This window comes from Pseudomonadales bacterium, from assembly GCA_024234435.1.
In the GTDB taxonomy this organism is placed as follows: Bacteria; Pseudomonadota; Gammaproteobacteria; order Pseudomonadales; family Porticoccaceae; genus JACKOF01.
Window position 1 is genome coordinate 1,147,679 of sequence record JACKOF010000001.1, and the last position, 17,831, is coordinate 1,165,509.

At 48.7% G+C, this 17,831-nt stretch carries 12 protein-coding genes and 1 tRNA gene; 2 read left to right on the plus strand and 11 right to left on the minus strand.

What is annotated here, in order from left to right; all coding sequences use genetic code 11:
• Nucleotides 1-18: 18 nt before the first annotated feature.
• The 6 genes from odhB to sdhC are packed head-to-tail and all read right to left on the minus strand — an operon-like array spanning nt 19 to nt 7,414.
• Nucleotides 19-1,254, minus strand: a complete 1,236-nt coding sequence (odhB, locus tag H7A02_05325; protein ID MCP5171672.1) for a 2-oxoglutarate dehydrogenase complex dihydrolipoyllysine-residue succinyltransferase — start codon at nt 1,252-1,254, stop codon at nt 19-21.
• 25 nt (nt 1,255-1,279) lie between these two features.
• Entirely contained in the window at nt 1,280-4,117 is a 2,838-nt protein-coding gene (locus H7A02_05330; GenBank protein MCP5171673.1) for a 2-oxoglutarate dehydrogenase E1 component, read from the minus strand.
• Between the two features lie 58 nt (nt 4,118-4,175).
• On the minus strand, nt 4,176-4,883 hold the full coding sequence (locus tag H7A02_05335) for a succinate dehydrogenase iron-sulfur subunit (GenBank protein ID MCP5171674.1): 708 nt from the start codon (nt 4,881-4,883) through the stop codon (nt 4,176-4,178).
• Nucleotides 4,884-4,894: 11 nt separating this feature from the next.
• Entirely contained in the window at nt 4,895-6,667 is a 1,773-nt protein-coding gene (locus H7A02_05340; GenBank protein MCP5171675.1) for a succinate dehydrogenase flavoprotein subunit, read from the minus strand.
• A 4-nt stretch (nt 6,668-6,671) separates the two neighbouring features.
• Complete coding sequence (gene sdhD, locus H7A02_05345; protein ID MCP5171676.1) at nt 6,672-7,046, minus strand: succinate dehydrogenase, hydrophobic membrane anchor protein; 375 nt, start codon at nt 7,044-7,046, stop codon at nt 6,672-6,674.
• Nucleotides 7,037-7,414 (minus strand): succinate dehydrogenase, cytochrome b556 subunit, encoded by a 378-nt coding sequence (gene sdhC, locus H7A02_05350; protein MCP5171677.1) that lies wholly within the window; start codon nt 7,412-7,414, stop codon nt 7,037-7,039. The genes sdhD and sdhC overlap by 10 nt, the downstream gene beginning before the upstream one ends.
• A gap of 308 nt (nt 7,415-7,722) precedes the next feature.
• Between sdhC and H7A02_05355 the strand changes: the two genes are divergently transcribed.
• Complete coding sequence (locus tag H7A02_05355; protein MCP5171678.1) at nt 7,723-8,994, plus strand: citrate synthase; 1,272 nt, start codon at nt 7,723-7,725, stop codon at nt 8,992-8,994.
• 101 nt (nt 8,995-9,095) lie between these two features.
• On the opposite strand, the gene H7A02_05360 is transcribed toward H7A02_05355, so the two are convergent.
• Both H7A02_05360 and H7A02_05365 read right to left on the minus strand, forming a co-directional pair.
• Nucleotides 9,096-10,499: an MBL fold metallo-hydrolase gene (locus H7A02_05360; GenBank protein MCP5171679.1), complete on the minus strand. Its 1,404-nt coding sequence runs from the start codon at nt 10,497-10,499 to the stop codon at nt 9,096-9,098.
• A 73-nt stretch (nt 10,500-10,572) separates the two neighbouring features.
• Nucleotides 10,573-12,396, minus strand: coding sequence for a sodium:proton antiporter (locus H7A02_05365; GenBank protein MCP5171680.1), 1,824 nt, complete (start codon nt 12,394-12,396; stop codon nt 10,573-10,575).
• Nucleotides 12,397-12,568: 172 nt separating this feature from the next.
• Here H7A02_05365 and H7A02_05370 point away from each other — a divergent pair, with 172 nt between their 5' ends.
• Nucleotides 12,569-13,819, plus strand: coding sequence for a glycosyltransferase family 4 protein (locus tag H7A02_05370; GenBank protein ID MCP5171681.1), 1,251 nt, complete (start codon nt 12,569-12,571; stop codon nt 13,817-13,819).
• Between the two features lie 253 nt (nt 13,820-14,072).
• On the opposite strand, the gene H7A02_05375 is transcribed toward H7A02_05370, so the two are convergent.
• From H7A02_05375 to H7A02_05385, 3 genes are all read right to left on the minus strand, one after another.
• Nucleotides 14,073-14,148 (minus strand) — tRNA-Ala (locus tag H7A02_05375).
• Nucleotides 14,149-14,235: 87 nt separating this feature from the next.
• The gene (locus H7A02_05380; GenBank protein ID MCP5171682.1) at nt 14,236-15,714 is read right to left on the minus strand and encodes a glutamate--tRNA ligase; all 1,479 of its coding nucleotides are present in this window, start codon (nt 15,712-15,714) and stop codon (nt 14,236-14,238) included.
• A gap of 67 nt (nt 15,715-15,781) precedes the next feature.
• Nucleotides 15,782-17,737, minus strand: a complete 1,956-nt coding sequence (locus H7A02_05385) for an EAL domain-containing protein (protein ID MCP5171683.1) — start codon at nt 17,735-17,737, stop codon at nt 15,782-15,784.
• Nucleotides 17,738-17,831 lie beyond the last annotated feature (94 nt).

Here is a 17,831-nt window from a genome sequence, read left to right on the forward strand (position 1 = left end):
AAATCAAACCATTACCGACTATATCTCGAGTAAAATCTTAGCCGGATTCTCAATCATATCCTTGATGGCTACTAGAAACTGCACTGCTTCCTTGCCATCAATCAAGCGGTGATCATAAGAAAGAGCAAGATACATCATAGGACGGATAACCACCTGTCCATTTTCGGCAACCGGGCGCTCCTGAATTTTGTGCATACCCAGAATTGCGGTTTGAGGGGGGTTGAGAATAGGAGTAGACAGCAAAGAACCAAAGACGCCACCATTGGTTATCGTGAACGTACCCCCCGTCATTTCTTCAATGGATAATTTGCCATCACGAGCCCGTGCGCCGTACTCGGCAATAGTGCTTTCTACCTGAGCAATACTCATCTGGTCTGCATCGCGAAGTACTGGAACAACCAGCCCCTTTTCAGTTGATACAGCAACTCCCACATCCTGATAACCGTGATATACAACATCCGAGCCATCAATAGAGGCATTTACTGCGGGAAACCGTTTTAAAGCTTCTGTTGCGGCACGAACAAAAAAGCCCATAAATCCCAGACGGGTTCCGTTATGGCTTTTTTCAAATTCTGCCTTGAACTGGCTACGCAAATTAATCACACGGTGCATATCCACTTCGTTAAAAGTGGTCAACATGGCAGTATTCTGCGTCACCTCTTGCAGACGCTCGGCAATTCGCATGCGCATGCGCGTCATTGGCACTCGCTTCTCAACGCGTTCACCAGCAGTGGTGGTGGCAGAAAAAACTGGGCTTGATTGAGCACTCACCTGAGCAGGCTCTGATGCTACCGCAGCAGGGGCAGCCGCTGGCGCGGCCGACAACTCCGCAGGGCTGTAATTAGCAATGTCTTCTTTAGTGATGCGACCATCCTTTCCACTACCCTTTACATCCGCCAGATTGATACCTTTTTCATCCGCAAGTTTTCGCGCGGCCGGGCTTGCTATCGCTTCTGCTGCTGATGCATCTGTTGCGGTCGGTTCAGTGGGCACTGAATCGGCAACCGTTGCGTCTTCTCCGGCCTCTACGCGGGCAATGACTTCATTGCTGAGTACTTCGTCCCCTTCGGCTTTAAGCACTTCTACCAGAGTACCATTAGCAGGAGCGACAACTTCAAGCACCACTTTGTCCGTCTCAATATCGACCAGAAGGTCATCACGGGAAACAGTATCACCAGGCTGTTTGTGCCAGGTTGCAATTGTTCCCTCCTGAACCGATTCAGGAAAAGTGGGGGCCTTGATTTCAATGCTCATTTCAAAAAATCCTTGCAATAGCTTTTTATATAACTGGATGAGTTAATGCTTCGTTTACAAATTCTTTCTGCTCTTCAAGGTGGGTAGACATATACCCCGCTGCCGCAGCTGCAGACGCTTCCCGACCAACGTATTCAAGATACAGTTTCGGGTTCTTCTCATTGATTACCCTTCTCAAGTGGTGTTGGGTACTGAACCATGCGCCCTGATTTTTAGGCTCTTCCTGGCACCAAACAACACTTTCAATATTTGGAAACACCTTTATCTTGTCTGCCAGGTGTTCTTCGGGAAATGGATACAGCTGCTCAATTCGAACAATGGCAATATCATCAATCTCACGGGCAGCATGCTCCTCATAAAGGTGGTAGTACACTTTGCCCGAGCAAAGAATCAATCTTTTCGCCTTATCCGGATCAACCTGTGTATCACCTATTACCGGCAAAAACTCCCCTGCTGCCAGATCATCCAGAGATGAAGTGGCCAGCTTGTGACGCAACAACCATTTTGGACTCATGATAATCAGCGGGCGACGCATCGGACGGATGGCCTGCCGACGTAACAAATGAAAGATCTGGGCTGGCAATGTGGGGATACAGACCTGGATATTATGTTCTGCACACATTTGTAAATAGCGTTCAAGTCGCGCTGATGAGTGCTCTGGTCCCTGTCCTTCGTATCCATGCGGCAACAACATGGTAAGGCCGCACAACCGTCCCCATTTGTGCTCACCACTGGTAATAAACTGATCGATAACCACCTGGGCACCATTGGCAAAGTCACCAAACTGGGCCTCCCAGATAATCAGACTATCAGGCGTTGTTGTTGCATAACCATATTCAAAGGCCAACACCGCCTCTTCACTCAGAAGTGAATCATAGAGGTCAAACCGAGGTTGGTTCTCTGACACGTTCTTGAGAGGAGTGTAAGCCTCACCATTTTTCTGATTGTGAATCACGGCATGCCGGTGGGAGAATGTGCCGCGCCCGACATCCTGCCCGGTCATGCGCACCATATACCCTTGATCCAACAACGTTGCATAGGCGAGCAATTCACCCATCCCCCAATTTAACGGCAAGGCACCGCCCGCCATTTTTCTGCGATCGTCATAAATCTTTTGGACTTGCCGCTGGGCAATCACGCCTTCGGGGATGTGGCAAATCCTTTGTGCCAGCTCCTTTAACTTTTGCAGGTCAAAGCTGGTGTCAGCTGGTGTTTCCCAGTCATGTCCGATATAGGGCGACCAATCGACATGCAAAAGTTCCTGCGGCTCGCGAACCAGATTGTGGGTAACGTCTTCCCCTTCATCCAAAGCAGCACGGTATTCGACCTGATACTGGTCGGCGACTTCTTCCGAAATAATCTGTTCTCTCACCAGCTGCTCTGCATAGATCGCACGAGTGGTTTTGTGCTTGCGGATAATTTGATACATCTGCGGCTGTGTAGATGAAGGCTCATCAGTTTCGTTGTGACCGCGGCGGCGATAACACACCAGATCGATGACCACATCCTTTTTAAACTCGTTGCGGTAATCAATGGCAACCAATGTTGCGAGCATCACAGCATCAGGGTCATCACCATTGACGTGAAATACCGGCGCCTGAATAATTTTGGCGGCATCGGTACAGTATTCAGTTGATCGGGCATCATCACGGCGATGAGTGGTGAAACCCACCTGATTGTTAATCACAATGTGAATGGTGCCGCCGGTTTTATAGGCCCGCGTTTGAGACATCTGGAATGTCTCCATAACGACACCCTGCCCTGCAAAGGCGGCATCACCATGAACCAGAATAGGTACAACTCTGTTGCCCTGGGTATCATTACGGCGGTCCTGCCTTGCACGACAGGAGCCCTCAACGACCGGATTCGCTATCTCCAGGTGGGACGGGTTAAATGCGAGCGCCAGGTGGACCTCACCATTCGGGGTTTCCAGGTTTGAAGAGAACCCCTGGTGATATTTTACGTCACCCGAGGTGTGTACCAACTTCTTGCCTTCAAATTCCGAAAAAAGTTCAGCGGGGTTTTTCCCCAGCACGTTAACCAGCACGTTCAACCGACCCCGATGGGCCATACCCATTACAATTTCTTTGGCGCCAAATTCGGCCGCTCTGCGAATCAAGCCGTCCAGCATTGGAATCAGACTCTCACCACCTTCCAGGCCAAAACGTTTGGTGCCCGGATACTTGGAGTCCAGATGGCGCTCAAGTCCCTCAGCGGCGGTCAGCCTTTTAAGCACGTCAATTTTCTTTTCAGCGCCGTACTCGGGCAAGGAACGCACACTTTCAAAACGCTGCTGCAACCATTGCTTTTCGGGCAGACTGGTTACTTGACTGTATTCAATACCGAGGCTGCCACAATAGGTTGACTCCATGGCATCAACAATTTCCCTCAGGGTTGCTTCCTGCTTGCCAATGAATAAGGAGCCTGTCTGAAATGTGGTTTCCAAATCTGCAGGTGTCAGGCCATTGAAATCCAGTTCGAGACTCGGCACATGCTCCCGCTCCATCAGGCCGAGAGGATCAAGTTTTGCCTTTTGGTGACCACGGGCACGGTAAGCCGCAATCAGCTGAAGAACCTTAACCTGCTTGCGTTCGTGTTCTATGTTAATGCCACCGGATCCCGGTGCAGGTGTTGGTCTGGCGCGATTCCTGCCAAGTAATTCGAAGTGTTCACGGATGGTAGCGTGGGATGTGTCCGGGCCATTGCCAAGTGTCTGAGGAAGACTGTCAAAATAGCTTCGCCATTCTTCGGGCACCTGGTTGGCATCATGCAGGTAAGTGTCGTACAGATCTTCTATATAGGCAGCATTCGCTCCCGACAAGTGGGAGGTGCGCAGGAACTGCTGCATAAGATTTTCGGGCATCAGGGCTACTACATTATTATTGTCTGGAAACTAACGATTCAAACAAGAAAGTGCGACATCAAGTCGCACTTCTTAACAGCATATTACGGATATGTCCAATGGCTTTGGTAGGGTTCAATCCCTTCGGACAGACTGAAACACAGTTCTGAATACCATGACAGCGGAATACACTGAAAGGATCGTCCAGATTCGCTAGGCGATTTTCAGTGTCCGTATCGCGGCTGTCCACAAGAAAACGATAGGCCTGAAGCAATCCTGCCGGACCGATGAACTTGTCCGGGTTCCACCAAAATGATGGGCACGAGGTGGAACAGCAGGCGCAGAGGATACATTCATACAAGCCATCCAGTTTTTCACGCTCTTCCGGCGATTGCAGCCGCTCAATGGCGGGGGCCGGTGTATTGTTCACCAGATAGGGCTGAATTTTCTCATACTGGGCGTAGAACTGGCTCATATCAATGACCAGATCGCGAATAACTGGCAAGCCAGGCAGCGGTCGCAATACCAGTGTATTGTTTTTCACACACTCGGAGAGTGGTGTAATACAGGCCAAACCATTTTTACCGGAAATATTCACACCATCAGAACCACAAACACCTTCACGGCATGAGCGACGGAAAGCCAGACTTGAGTCCTGGGCCTTGAGCAGCTCAAGTACATCCAGAACCATCAAATCCTTACCACCGGTATCAACCTGATAGTCCTGCATGTAAGGCGCTTCATCGGTTTCCGGGTTGTAACGATAAATACTCACTTTCAACATGATTCAACCCTTATTTAGTAAGTACGAGCCTTCGGTGCGAAGGCTTCCATGGTCTTGGGAGAAAAGTTCACATCGCGTTTGCCCACCCGCTTGTCTGCCGGGAAGTACATGGAGTGACACAGCCAGTTTTCATCATCCCGCTCTTGGAAGTCATCGCGAGCATGGGCCCCACGACTTTCCTTGCGCTCTTCCGCGGTAATCGCTGTAGCTTCTGCCACTTCCAGCAGGTTCTGCAACTCCAGCGCTTCGATACGTGCAGTGTTGTAAGCATTACTTTTGTCGTCAAGACGTACGTTTTCAATACGAGGACGCAGCGCAGCCAGTTTCTTAATGCCTTCCTGCATGAAGTCACCTTTGCGAAAGACACCAAAGTGATTTTGCATGATGTTTTGCAGTTCGGTCCGCAGCTCCGATGCGCTCTCGCCATCATTGCTGTTATTGATACGGTTAAGGTTGGCCATTGCCGCATCGATATCCGACTCAGTGGCCTCGGTCAACTCAATACCTTCACGAAGTGATTTCTCGATAAACAGCCCCGATGCCCGGCCAAACACCACCAGGTCCAGCAATGAGTTACCACCCAAACGGTTAGCACCATGAACAGAGACACAGGCCACTTCGCCACAGGCGTAAAGACCTTCAATGACTTTTTCTTTACCGTTCTCGTCGATAGTCAACGCCTGCCCATTAACATTGGTAGGAATGCCACCCATCATGTAGTGACAGGTTGGCACAACCGGAACAGGCTCTTTGACTGGATCGGCATGAGCGAAGGTGCGGGACAGTTCGCAGATGCCGGGCAAGCGGCTTTCCAGTACCTCCTCGCCCAGATGATCCAGCTTCAGGAACACATGATCACCATTTTCACCACAGCCACGGCCTTCCAGAATTTCCAGCGTCATTGATCGTGCTACCACATCGCGGCTTGCCAGATCTTTTGCGTTCGGCGCGTAACGCTCCATAAACCGTTCGCCATCCTTGTTCACCAGATAACCACCTTCACCACGACAGCCTTCGGTTACCAGAACACCGGCACCGGCAATGCCGGTTGGGTGGAATTGCCACATTTCAATATCCTGAACAGGAAACCCCGCACGCAACGCCATACCGACACCGTCACCGGTATTGATGTGGGCGTTAGTGGTGGATGCATAAATACGGCCGGCACCACCTGTAGCGAACACGGTGGCTTTTGATTTCACATAAACGGTTTCGCCCGTTTCAATACTGATCGCAATAACACCGACTACAGCATTATCGGCATTTTTTACCAGATCAACCGCAAACCACTCATTCAAAAATACGGTATTGTTCTTGATATTGTTCTGATACAGGGTGTGCAGCAATGCATGACCGGTACGGTCAGCAGCAGCACAGGTGCGGGCCGCCTGGCCGCCCTCTCCAAAATTCTTTGATTGTCCACCAAATGGACGTTGATAGATGCGCCCCTCTTCAGTACGGGAAAAAGGCAGTCCCATATGGTCCAGTTCGAACACCGCTTCCGGACCGACAGAACACATATATTCAATAGCGTCCTGATCACCAATATAATCTGACCCCTTAACAGTGTCATACATATGCCAGCGCCAATCATCGTTTGGATCATCGCTTGCGATAGCACAAGTAATACCGCCCTGGGCTGATACGGTATGGGAGCGGGTTGGAAAAACCTTGGTGATTACGGCCGTTTTATAACCGGACTGCGCCATCTGCAGGGCCGCACGCATACCTGCGCCACCACCGCCAACGATAACACCATCAAAAGAAATCGTTCTAATTGTGCTCATGGATTCAAATTCCCCACAAAATATCAATGGCCCACAGGACGTAAACAAAAATAACAGCAATCATGGCCAGCTGAAGTACGATGCGGATAGGCGTTGCTTTAGGCCCCATCAAGCGGACTGTGACATAATCGGTCAGAACGGCCCAAAGCCCAATCCAAGCATGCACAGCGACAGACAATACGGCCATCACATTAAATACTTTCATGCAAAAATGGCTATGCAGCGCCACCCATTGTTCATACTGGAGATCTGAATTAATCAACAGATAGCCTGCCAAGAAGATTACATAGGCAGCCAGCACCACAGCTGTAACACGCTGTAATAGCCAGTCAGACAGACCACTGCGACCAAAGCTGGTCACACTTGTTGTTAAACCCATAACCATACTCCTGTCAAAACAATAAGGATAATTGCCACAATCAAAACCAGCTTGGCACCAAGACGACCACCTTCCAGGGTTTCGCCAACACCTAGATCCATAATCAGGTGGCGTATACCTGCAACCAGATGGTACACAAGGGCAGCCAGAGAGCCCCAGATGAGAATCTGGCACAGCGGGTTGTCGAGGTGTTCCTTGATCGAGGCAAAACCTTCCTCGGAGGAGAGACTCGTCTCCAGCAACCAGAGCAGCAAACCGACAACGGCAAACAGAATCACGCCGGAGATTCGATGTAAGATGGAAACGTAAGAAGTGATCGGGAGTTTTATTGTCCCAATATCGAGATTTACAGGTCTTTGCTTATCCACAGTACCACACCTTTTTCCACATACCGAAGCAGTGGCAGATAAAGAAAACGGTTCGTCAGATTGCCTCCGGAAAGAAGACACAAACCGCCATTGAATTCGGCGTGAGATTATAGGGTCAACACAGACCAATTACAACGCAACAAACGATAGAAAACGCTGCATTCGGGCAATTGCTGAATTGACAAATTCCTTTATCCAGATATAGTTTGCGCCCTCTACCATGTTGTTTGTTGACCGTTTATAAGTGGCCCGATTAAGCAATACAGATTTGTCGGCATGATAAGCCCTTGAAGTTTCTGGAGAAACCGATGACCGAAAAAACCGCCCATCTATCTATTAATGAAAACACGTCCATTGACCTGCCTGTTTATTCCGGCACCATCGGTCAGGACGTTATTGATATCAGCAAACTGGGTACTATTGATCACTTTACATTCGACCCCGGCTTCACCTCTACAGCTTCCTGCGAATCAGCTATCACCTTTATTGATGGTGACAAGGGGATACTTTTGCACCGTGGTTATCCCATTGATCAGCTGGCCGAGAAGTCGGATTACCTGGAAACCACCTGGTTGCTGTTTACTGGCGAGCTGCCAACCGACGCAGAAAAAGCGGCTTATGTTGAAAATATTACCAAGCACACCATGGTCAACGAGAGCATGCGGAATTTCTTCAAAGGCTTTTCCAATACGGCGCACCCGATGGCCATGATGTGTGGAGCAGTAGGTGCTATGGGTGCTTTCTACCACGACTCGATGGATATCACCAATCCCAAGCACCGGATTATCTCGGCTCACCGTTTGATCGCAAAATTACCAACACTGGCTGCCATGTGTCATAAACACCATATTGGCCAGCCCTTCATGTATCCGCGCAACGACATGTCCTATTCAGAAAACTTCCTGCACATGATGTTTGGCACACCTTGCGATCAACCACATGTGAGCCCTGTTCTGGCAGATGCCATGGATAAAATCTTCCTGTTGCACGCAGATCACGAACAAAATGCATCGACGTCTACTGTTCGTTTGGCTGGTTCTTCCGGTGCCAACCCTTTTGCCTGTATTGCTGCGGGGATTGCCACCTTGTGGGGACCTGCGCACGGTGGTGCTAACGAAGCGGTACTCACCATGCTGGAAAAAATTGGTGATGTTTCCAATATTGACAAGTTTGTTGCCAAGGCAAAGGACAAGAACGACCCATTCCGGTTAATGGGTTTCGGTCACAGGGTTTACAAGAATTTTGATCCGCGTGCCAAAGTCATGAAAGAAACCTGTGATCAGGTTCTCAGTGAGCTGGGTATTAATGACCCGTTGCTGGCCGTTGCCAAGCGGCTCGAAGAAATTGCTCTGGAAGATGAGTACTTTATTGAGAAAAAACTGTACCCCAATGTCGATTTCTATTCCGGCATCATTATGAAAGCCATCGGTATTCCTACCGATATGTTTACGGTTATTTTTGCCACGGGTCGTGTTTCCGGCTGGATCGCTCACTGGAACGAAATGATCAGCCAGCCTTACAAAATTGGCCGTCCCCGCCAGCTTTATACCGGCCCGGCAAAAAGAGATTATCCGGCCTGAACGAAGGCCAATTGAAAAAAACCGCGCCACAGGAAACAGAGCGCGGTTTTTTTATGGCAAGTTACGCAGAAAGTGGCTCGATTTTCCGGCCACATTCCGCTCTAAAAAGTGATGGTCTGATGAAGAGACGGGATTTCAGCTTTCCACCCTCTGGCTGCCAGCTCAATCTGTAGAGTGTGCTTTGCTTTTTCTTCCCCGTGGACCAGATACAGCTCCGGCTTGCTGTGTTTAAAGCCTTCAGCCCAGCTAATTAACTGAGACTGGCTGGCGTGTGCAGAGAAACCTCCCAGGGTATGAATTTTCGCGTTAACGGCTATATCATCGCCACCAATCCGGTATTTCTTTGCTCCATCAACCAACGCTCTTCCAGGTGTTCCCATTGCCTGAAAACCCACAAAAATCACATGCGACTGTTTACGCCAAAGGTTGTGTTTCAGGTGATGCCGTATACGGCCGCCATTACACATACCGCTACCTGCAATGAAAATTGCGCCACGGTCAATTCTGTTCAGGGCAATGGATTCTTCGGTCGTCGTTGAATAGCGTAGAATTGGCAGGAACTTGTGGAGGCTTTTCTGGTGCCCCTGACTGCTCATTGCCGCCCTGTCTTCGTTGTTATAAACATCCTGGTAGCGATGATAAATTTCAGTGACAGCGATTGCCATAGGGCTATCAAGATAAACAACCTGATGCCGCAGTTTACCCTTTTGATATAGCTCGCCGAGCCTGAAAATAATTTCCTGGGTACGCCCAACCGCAAATGAGGGGATCAGTATGTTACCCCCATTTAAAGAGGCATCTTCCAGTACGTCTTCAAACTCCTGCAAGGTGTTTTCCATGGAACGGTGTTCACGGTCACCATAAGTGGATTCCAGCAAAAGCACATCAGCACTCTCAACCTTTTCTGGGTCCTGAAGCAAGGCTGCGTGTGAATTGCCTAAGTCCCCGGAAAATACCAGTTTTTTTTCTTTGCCGTTTTCCTGAAGAAATACTTCAACAATGGCAGATCCAAGAATATGTCCGGCATCGAGATATCGGATATCCACACCCTCCGCTATATTGACTCTCTGCCTGTAGTGCAGACCCTGACAGTAATTCAGGGTTTCTTCCACATCTCCCAGTCGATATAGCGGCTCTATTTTGTCTTTACCCGCCCTTTGACGGCGTTTGTTTTCCCACTCGGCATCCCTTTCCTGTAACGATGCGGCGTCCTTTAACAGTACGTCAATAAGGTCACTGGTTGGCCATGTCATATAGATAGGGCAATTCAACCCTTGAGAAACAAGTAATGGCAGCCTTCCTGAATGATCCAGATGGGCATGCGATAAAACGACTGCGTCTATCGCATTAACATCAAAAGAGAAGGGATCAAGATTTGCCTGCTCTTCTTCCCGCCGCCCCTGAAACAGGCCGCAATCCAGCAAAATTTGAACTTTTTCTGTGCGTAGCAAATAACAGGAGCCTGTAACCCCCTCGACTGCACCGCAAAATGTCAGTGTTGCCATAAGACCTCAACTTGTTTTATTACCGGGTTCTTAGTCTGTAGCATGTAAATACCACTATACCCCCATTCTTTTGTCATACCTGAACATCTGAAGGCAAATTCGGTTTTTGAGCCGAAGCGTCCTTTTTTCCTGGCAGTAAAAACATGACACTCCAGCCATTCTGAAGATTAGGGGTATAACTGTCTGTATAAACTTTCAAAACACCTTTGTTATCAATGGCGAACAGCTTGAGCACCTTGCCATAATGCTTCTCAAACTCGTCAACACCGAATTCATCCGTCAACTTTGTACTTTTAATTTCATACCCCTGACTGATCAAGCTCGCCATTTTCTGCGCACTGATATCTTCACCAAACAGTCTTGGCACCCGAAACTTTGTTGTTAACCGATCTTTCTCGGAAAAGTCCTTTTCCTCTGCATTTCTGAGAGTAAAAATATGTCCTTTACCAAATTCCGGTTGATATTTGATCGCAGCAAGGCTGTTCATCGCTGGTCGGCGAGACATGGCAAACAGTTGCCCAACACCCAGCAAATCAAGATTGCAGTCTGCATGGGCTGACACAACGTTACCGAAGTAGGTCTCCAGCCCTGCCATTCGTGCGGCCTGAATCTCCGACCAGTTTGCCGATGCGATCCTGGCTTTAAATCCGTTTTTATTCAGCGCCTGGGCAATAGCAATTGCAACCGGATTACCTCCAACAATCAGTACACCCTTATCCTCTGCCCTAACACCAAGTAATCTGGCAAAAGTTGCAGATGTCAGGCTTTGCAAGACCACAGTGACAATAATCACCAGAAAGGTCATTGCGGGCAACAAGGCGGCATTAGCATAACCCAGTGCTTCCAATTTGAAGGCAAATAGTGCCGACACTGCTGCGGCAACAATACCCCGCGGGGCAATCCAGCTGAGTAACAGTTTTTCCTGCCACCGGATATTGGAATGAATTGTGCTGGCAAATATCATGATCAACCTGGCAATAAAAATGACTGCAATAATTCCCGCCGCAGCCCAGCCCAGATTTGCGATCAAAGCCAGATCTACACGGGCTGCCAGCACAATGAACAGTGCAGAAATAATGAGAATGGACAGGTTCTCTTTAAACGAGAGTATCTCCTCCATTTCAATCCCGCGAGCATTTGCCAACCAGATACCCATGACTGTTACTGCCAGCAACCCGGATTCTTCTGCAAAACTGTTGGCCAGCGTGAAAACGGTGAGAACCATGGCAAGCGTGAATACATTTTGCAGATATTCCGGTAGCCAGTGATTTCGTAACAATAGCGTAAGTACAAGACCTCCCAGAATTCCGCCAAACACACCGCTTGCAAGTTCGTGAGCGAGAAACAGCCAAAAATTATTGCTGCCGCCGGCAATAATCACTTCAAAAACCAGCACCGCCAGCAGGGCACCAATAGGATCAATCAGGATTCCCTCCCAACGCAGGATATTGCTAACCGTATGGTTCGGTTTTACTGTCCTTAGTAATGGCAGAATCACTGTTGGCCCGGTAACCAGTACCAACGCACCAAACAAAAAAGCCATGGACCAGCCTATATCAACAAACAGCAATGTCCCCAGAGAAATCAGCACCCAATTAATGGCCGCCCCCCAGGTAATAACAGATGTCACACTCTTGCCATGGCCACGCAAGTCCGAAAACCGCAGGGTTAATGCACCTTCAAATAAAACCAGTGCTACCCCCAGAGAAATTACCGGGAACAGCAGATCTGCAAAAATCTGGTCAGGATTTATCAACCCGGCAACGGAGGGGCCAGCCACAATGCCAATCAACAATAGCAATACAATTGCTGGCTGTTTCAAGCGCCACGCCAACCACTGGGCCGATATACCGGCCATCAAAATTAAAGCGATACTCAAGGGGATTTCAGCGTGCACAGTATTCCTTACGTATAAAAGAATCGGGTCTAAAAAAGCGTATTCTACCTGTCAGATGAATATTCATATTGGCAGACATAAAAATTGATTTTGGAATCGCGAATTGTCACTTTAAAATGACGTCATCCGATAACCACTCATCCCCCAGACCAACCCCAAAAAAACTTTCCTCATGCCTACTCTTCTCATTATTGGTTACGTTTGGCCGGAGCCTGAATCCAGCGCTGCAGGCTACCGGATGATGGCTTTACTGCAAGCATTTCTGGATCAGGGCTGGAAGATAACCTTTGCCAGCCCTGCCGAGAGAACACCACATAAAGCAGATTTAAACACGCTTGGAGTTGATGAGGTAGCTATCGTTTTAAATTGCTCAAGTTTTGACAACTTCGTCAGTGAGCTTGCGCCTAATGTCGTGCTGTTCGACCGCTTTATGATGGAAGAGCAATTTGGCTGGCGTGTCGAAAATAATTGTCCCTCTGCACTGCGTATTTTGGACACCGAAGACCTGTCCAGCCTTCGCTACTCTCGTCAGGAAGCATTTAAACGTGACGGCGTAATCAACCCGCCATTAACACCGGAGCTGTTGTTTACGGACAATGCCCGGCGTGAGATAGCTGCCATTTTACGTTGCGATCTTACCCTGATGATATCTGAAGTTGAGACTGACCTTCTCACCCGTTTTTTCAAAGTAGATCCCTGCTTGCTTTTATACCTCCCATTTATGCTGAAAGAAGTCAATATTGTAGAGAAAGGCCAGCTCCCACCTTTTATTCAGCGTGAATCGTTCATTGCCATTGGTAACTATCGCCACTTGCCCAACTGGGATGCTGTCCAGTACCTGAAGGAATCCATATGGCCCCTTATTCGCCAGCAACTTCCCCAAGCCGAACTGCATATTCATGGCGCTTACCCACCTAAAAAAGCTACTCAACTACACAGCAAACAGGAAGGGTTTCTTATAAAAGGCTGGGCGCCAGATGTAACTGAAGTCATGCGACAGGCAAAGGTGAATCTGGCACCCCTAAGGTTTGGCGCAGGGCTCAAGGGAAAATTACTGGACGCCATGCGTTGCGGAACACCTTCCGTCACCACAAGCATTGGCGCTGAAGGTATGGCAGGGAACTTACCCTTGGGAGGCGAAATAACAGACAATCCTGACGTATTTGCAGAACGTGCTGTTGCGCTCTACACACAACCCGAACAATGGTATCAAGCGCAAAGCAATGGCTTCAATGTCCTGGACGCGAGATTCAACTATAACTACCACGCCCGGAAACTGCTGAAAAAAATTGACGAATTGATCAACAACCTGACTATCCACCGACAGAACAATTTTACCGGCAGTATATTGCGTCACCATAGTATGAAGAGCACAAAATACATGTCTAAATGGATAGAGGAAAAAAACAAGAATCAGCGCTAAGGCACAGCTACTATCGACATCGCTTACTCAATGGTTTGGGGAAGGTTCCTGGCGAACACAGGTTTGTCGTTGTTCCCATGTTTATGCCTGCCGAATCAGTGGAGCGATACCCTGGAACCAAAGCGACCCGTCTACAGCCACAGTGGTGTTTTCTTATCTGAATCGAAGCTGGCAGGCCACATTGACTCCGTCAATTAAGCATAATCATTCGCTCAAACAAAAACCCCCGCACTTGCGTGCGAGGGTTTGAGTTTGGTGGAGCTAAGCGGGATCGAACCGCTGACCTCAACACTGCCAGTGTTGCGCTCTCCCAGCTGAGCTATAGCCCCGTAAATCGGCCTGTAAAACCAAGGCGCGCATAGTAAGCAGCGGACCGGTTTATGTCAACTTGTATCATTCTATTTTCAGTAAAAGCCTCAAAGCAGGCTGTAGGCTTTTTCCAGTGCTTTGAGTTTCTTTTTACCTACGCCACCGAGCACTTCAACAGCATGGCGCACCCGAGCTCTGGTCATATCCGGCCCAAGTATTGCCATTGAATCAATAACAGATATGGATGCGGTGGTTCCTGCTATTGCAATGAATAACGGGGTGAAGAAATCTTTCAGTTTTATCCCCAGTACATCAGCCAGATTTTTCATTTCCGTAAAGATAAGGTCTCTTTCCCAATGACGTAATGCTTCAAGCCGCCAGAGAGCAAACTGAAGCGCTTTTAGCAACTCGTCACTCGACATCTTAATATCGGCAAATGCTGACTCTGTTATTGGCATTTGTCCGGAAAAGTACAAGCCCGTCAATGGCATGAAATCACTGAGTGTTTCTATCCGCTGTTGGGCATGAGGGATAATCTGCAACAGATAATCATCATTTAAGCCCCATTGTTGAAGCCTCTCCAGTAACTGTTGTGGGCTGAGGTCCTCACGAATCCACAAGCCATTCAACCAGCTCAATTTCTCCACATCAAACACCGGCCCACCTAAACTGACGCGCTGGATATCAAAATTATCTTGCATATCCTGAAGTGTAAACTTCTCGCGTTCATCCGGCATTGACCAGCCCATACGACCAAGATAGTTAATCAATGCTTCGGGCAAATACCCCATGCGCTGATAGAACATGATGCTGGTAGGGTTTTTTCGTTTACTGAGTTTTGACTTGTCTGGATTCCGTAATAGTGGCAGATGGCATAATACCGGCATATCCCAGCCAAAGTAGTCGTAAAGCAGTTTGTGCTTCGGCGCCGAGTTGATCCACTCTTCCCCACGCAACACGTGAGTAATCTTCATCAGATGATCGTCTACGACATTCGCCAGATGATAGGTGGGCATGCCATCAGATTTAAGCAGAATTTGGGCATCCACAAGCGCCCAGTCGAGCTCCATATTGCCTCTGAGCAAGTCTTCGATATCCACTTTTCCCTCAACAGGAACATTCATGCGAATAACGTAGGGTTGTCCCTCTGTTTCACGCTTTACCTGCTCGTCTTCCGGTAACTGCAGGTCACAAGGTTTCAGCGCCCGGTTGAGGCCCTGTTCTTTCAGAATGGCACGTAACTGTTCCAGTTCTTCAGCTGTGCGGTAACATCGAAAGGCATATCCTTTAACAACTAACTCCTCTGCGTACTGACGGTAAATATCTTTTCTCTCACTTTGCCGGTACGGTCCGTACTCACCGCCAATATCCGGGCCTTCAGACCAGTCCAGTCCCAACCAGCGCAACGAGTCAAAAATAGCCTGCTCTGATTCGGCAGTGCTGCGAGTCTGATCTGTATCTTCGATGCGAAGAATGAATTCGCCGTTGTGTTGCCTGGCAAACATCATATTAAAAAGTGCTATATAGGCAGTGCCTACGTGTGGATCGCCCGTTGGCGAAGGAGCAATACGGGTGCGGACGGTCATGATCAGGTTCCGTAAATCGATTATGAGAGCAATGAAAAGCGGGCTATTATACGCAGATCAGGCCGAGTCAACAGTCCCCAGGCAATGGTTTTCCAAGCAGATATCCCTGCATTGCATCAACACCAATTTCCTGCAGCTGCTGCAATTCTGCACTGGTTTCAACACCCTCTACCCAGAGCTGCATACTGCTGTTTTGTGCCAACTGTCTGAGAGAGTTGATATAGAATTGATTGTCCGGGTTCTGCTCAAGCTGACGGGTAAAACTTCTGTGTATCTTCAGATGATGCAAAGGCAAGCTGCCGAGGTACCCAAATGCGGCTGATCGCAAACCGAAGTGATCGATAGCTAAGGCAGCCCCATGCCTGGCCAGTAGCTTTTGCAAATCACGCATATGTCCTGGATCCACTGACATACTGTATTCGGCAATTTCAACAATCAATACTTGCGCGAGACTGTTATTTGCTGACAACAGGTTTTCAAGGGATTGCAGAAAGTCATTATCTTGAATGGACGTAATAGACAGATTAACCACTACTTTGCCGGCCAAAGCAGTTGATCTGTGAATATTGACAAGGTTCTCAAGGATGAGCAGGTCGAGCCTGGGCATCAGCCCTAACCGTTCAGCAATCGGGATTACAACACCCGCGGAAACCAAATCGTCACCATTCTTGAAACGTATAAAAATCTCCTGACCGATTCTGGTTTGGGCATCACCAGCAAAAACCGGTTGAAAGAACAGGGCCAGTTGCTGTTCTGCAATACAGGTCTCCAGAAAACTGCGCCAGCCGTTCAGCGGTTTATCCAGAATCGGTGCTTCACCATCATTAACATCACTGAAACGGCACCATTGATTGACACCCTCCGAAAATGCCTGGCGCAGCGCCACATCGGCTTCGCTCAACATTTCTGGGCCATTGCTTATTTCCGGATGAAAGCTGAAGCCCATATTGAAGTACAAATCACATTCGTCATGGCTGCAGTTAACCACTTGCACCTGACGAAAGAGCTCTTCCGCCAGTTGTTCCGCACCCTCCTGCTCAACATCAGGAACAAATACACCAAATTGAGGCCCCTGCCTTCTCGCCACCAGGCTGTTCGGATATACCTCCAGTATCCGTTGCAATTGATCAGCCATGGCCTTGAGCAGGGCATTGCCCTCTGCTCTGCCAACTACGCTGTTAACCTTATCAAGGCCCTGCATGGCAATAATCATCAAAGCCCCGGCATGGGAACCTGTTTCCGGGTTCACAAAACTGTTCAAACGGGCATCAAAGTCTGACCGGTTAGAAAGGCCGGTAAGGGAGTCAGTCGAGGACTGCTGACGGAAGTGATTAATCAGCGCAAGCTGTTCAGCGAACACACTTTTCAGTCGAGAAGACATACGGTTCATAGCTTCAACCACACGCCGCAGCTCCCGTGTTCGAGGTAATGTTTCCTGTAGCTCGAACTCACGTTCACATATAGCATCGGCTTGTCGTTCAACCAGCCGCAAGGGATTTAAAATAATCCTCAATGCACCGTAAGCCAGCAAGCAAACCATAACGGTGACCAGCGCAAACCACCCCAACTGCGTCAATGTGGCCTGCCAGAGCTTCAGGTAAGCCTGACCGGGGTGACTGATAACCGTTACCTCTCCTAGCTGAATCCAGCCCGAAGTAACACTCGCTTTACCCTCTGAGTGAGCCAATTCAACAAAATGAATAAACCAGTCAGGCACACTTTCAATAGCAACAGGAAAGGTTCGATCAATCACCACCTCACCTGACAGATCAGTGAAAAATACTCGCTGAAAATAACCACTGTCAGAGATCGCATTAAACAGAGTATCCAGCGTCGCAACATCGTTATCGCGTGCGGCCTGGGTCATGGATAATCCCAGAGATGTGGCTGTATCCTGAGCGTGAACCCGCATCTGTTCACTCACCAGCAACTGGGTATTGTGCAGACTCACCACGACATTACCGGCATAGAGCACCAGGAAAAGAGCCAGAACGGCAACAATAAGCTGACGAAATAAAGTCACTTCTACCCCTACACCTATTTATTTACGGTCAGTCTAATCGAATCCAGAGCACTTGCCAATTGAGCTACAGATCACAAATTGCAGGCTTTTCAGG

Coding starts and splice junctions, on each gene's coding strand:
- H7A02_05330 (MCP5171673.1), bottom strand. CDS start 4,117: ATGCCCGAAAATCTTATGCAGCAGTTCCTGCGCACCTCCCACTTGTCG.
- H7A02_05380 (MCP5171682.1), bottom strand. CDS start 15,714: ATGACCGTCCGCACCCGTATTGCTCCTTCGCCAACGGGCGATCCACAC.
- H7A02_05370 (MCP5171681.1), top strand. CDS start 12,569: ATGCCTACTCTTCTCATTATTGGTTACGTTTGGCCGGAGCCTGAATCC.
- sdhD (MCP5171676.1), bottom strand. CDS start 7,046: ATGGGTTTAACAACAAGTGTGACCAGCTTTGGTCGCAGTGGTCTGTCT.
- odhB (MCP5171672.1), bottom strand. CDS start 1,254: ATGAGCATTGAAATCAAGGCCCCCACTTTTCCTGAATCGGTTCAGGAG.
- H7A02_05340 (MCP5171675.1), bottom strand. CDS start 6,667: ATGAGCACAATTAGAACGATTTCTTTTGATGGTGTTATCGTTGGCGGT.
- H7A02_05360 (MCP5171679.1), bottom strand. CDS start 10,499: ATGGCAACACTGACATTTTGCGGTGCAGTCGAGGGGGTTACAGGCTCC.
- H7A02_05355 (MCP5171678.1), top strand. CDS start 7,723: ATGACCGAAAAAACCGCCCATCTATCTATTAATGAAAACACGTCCATT.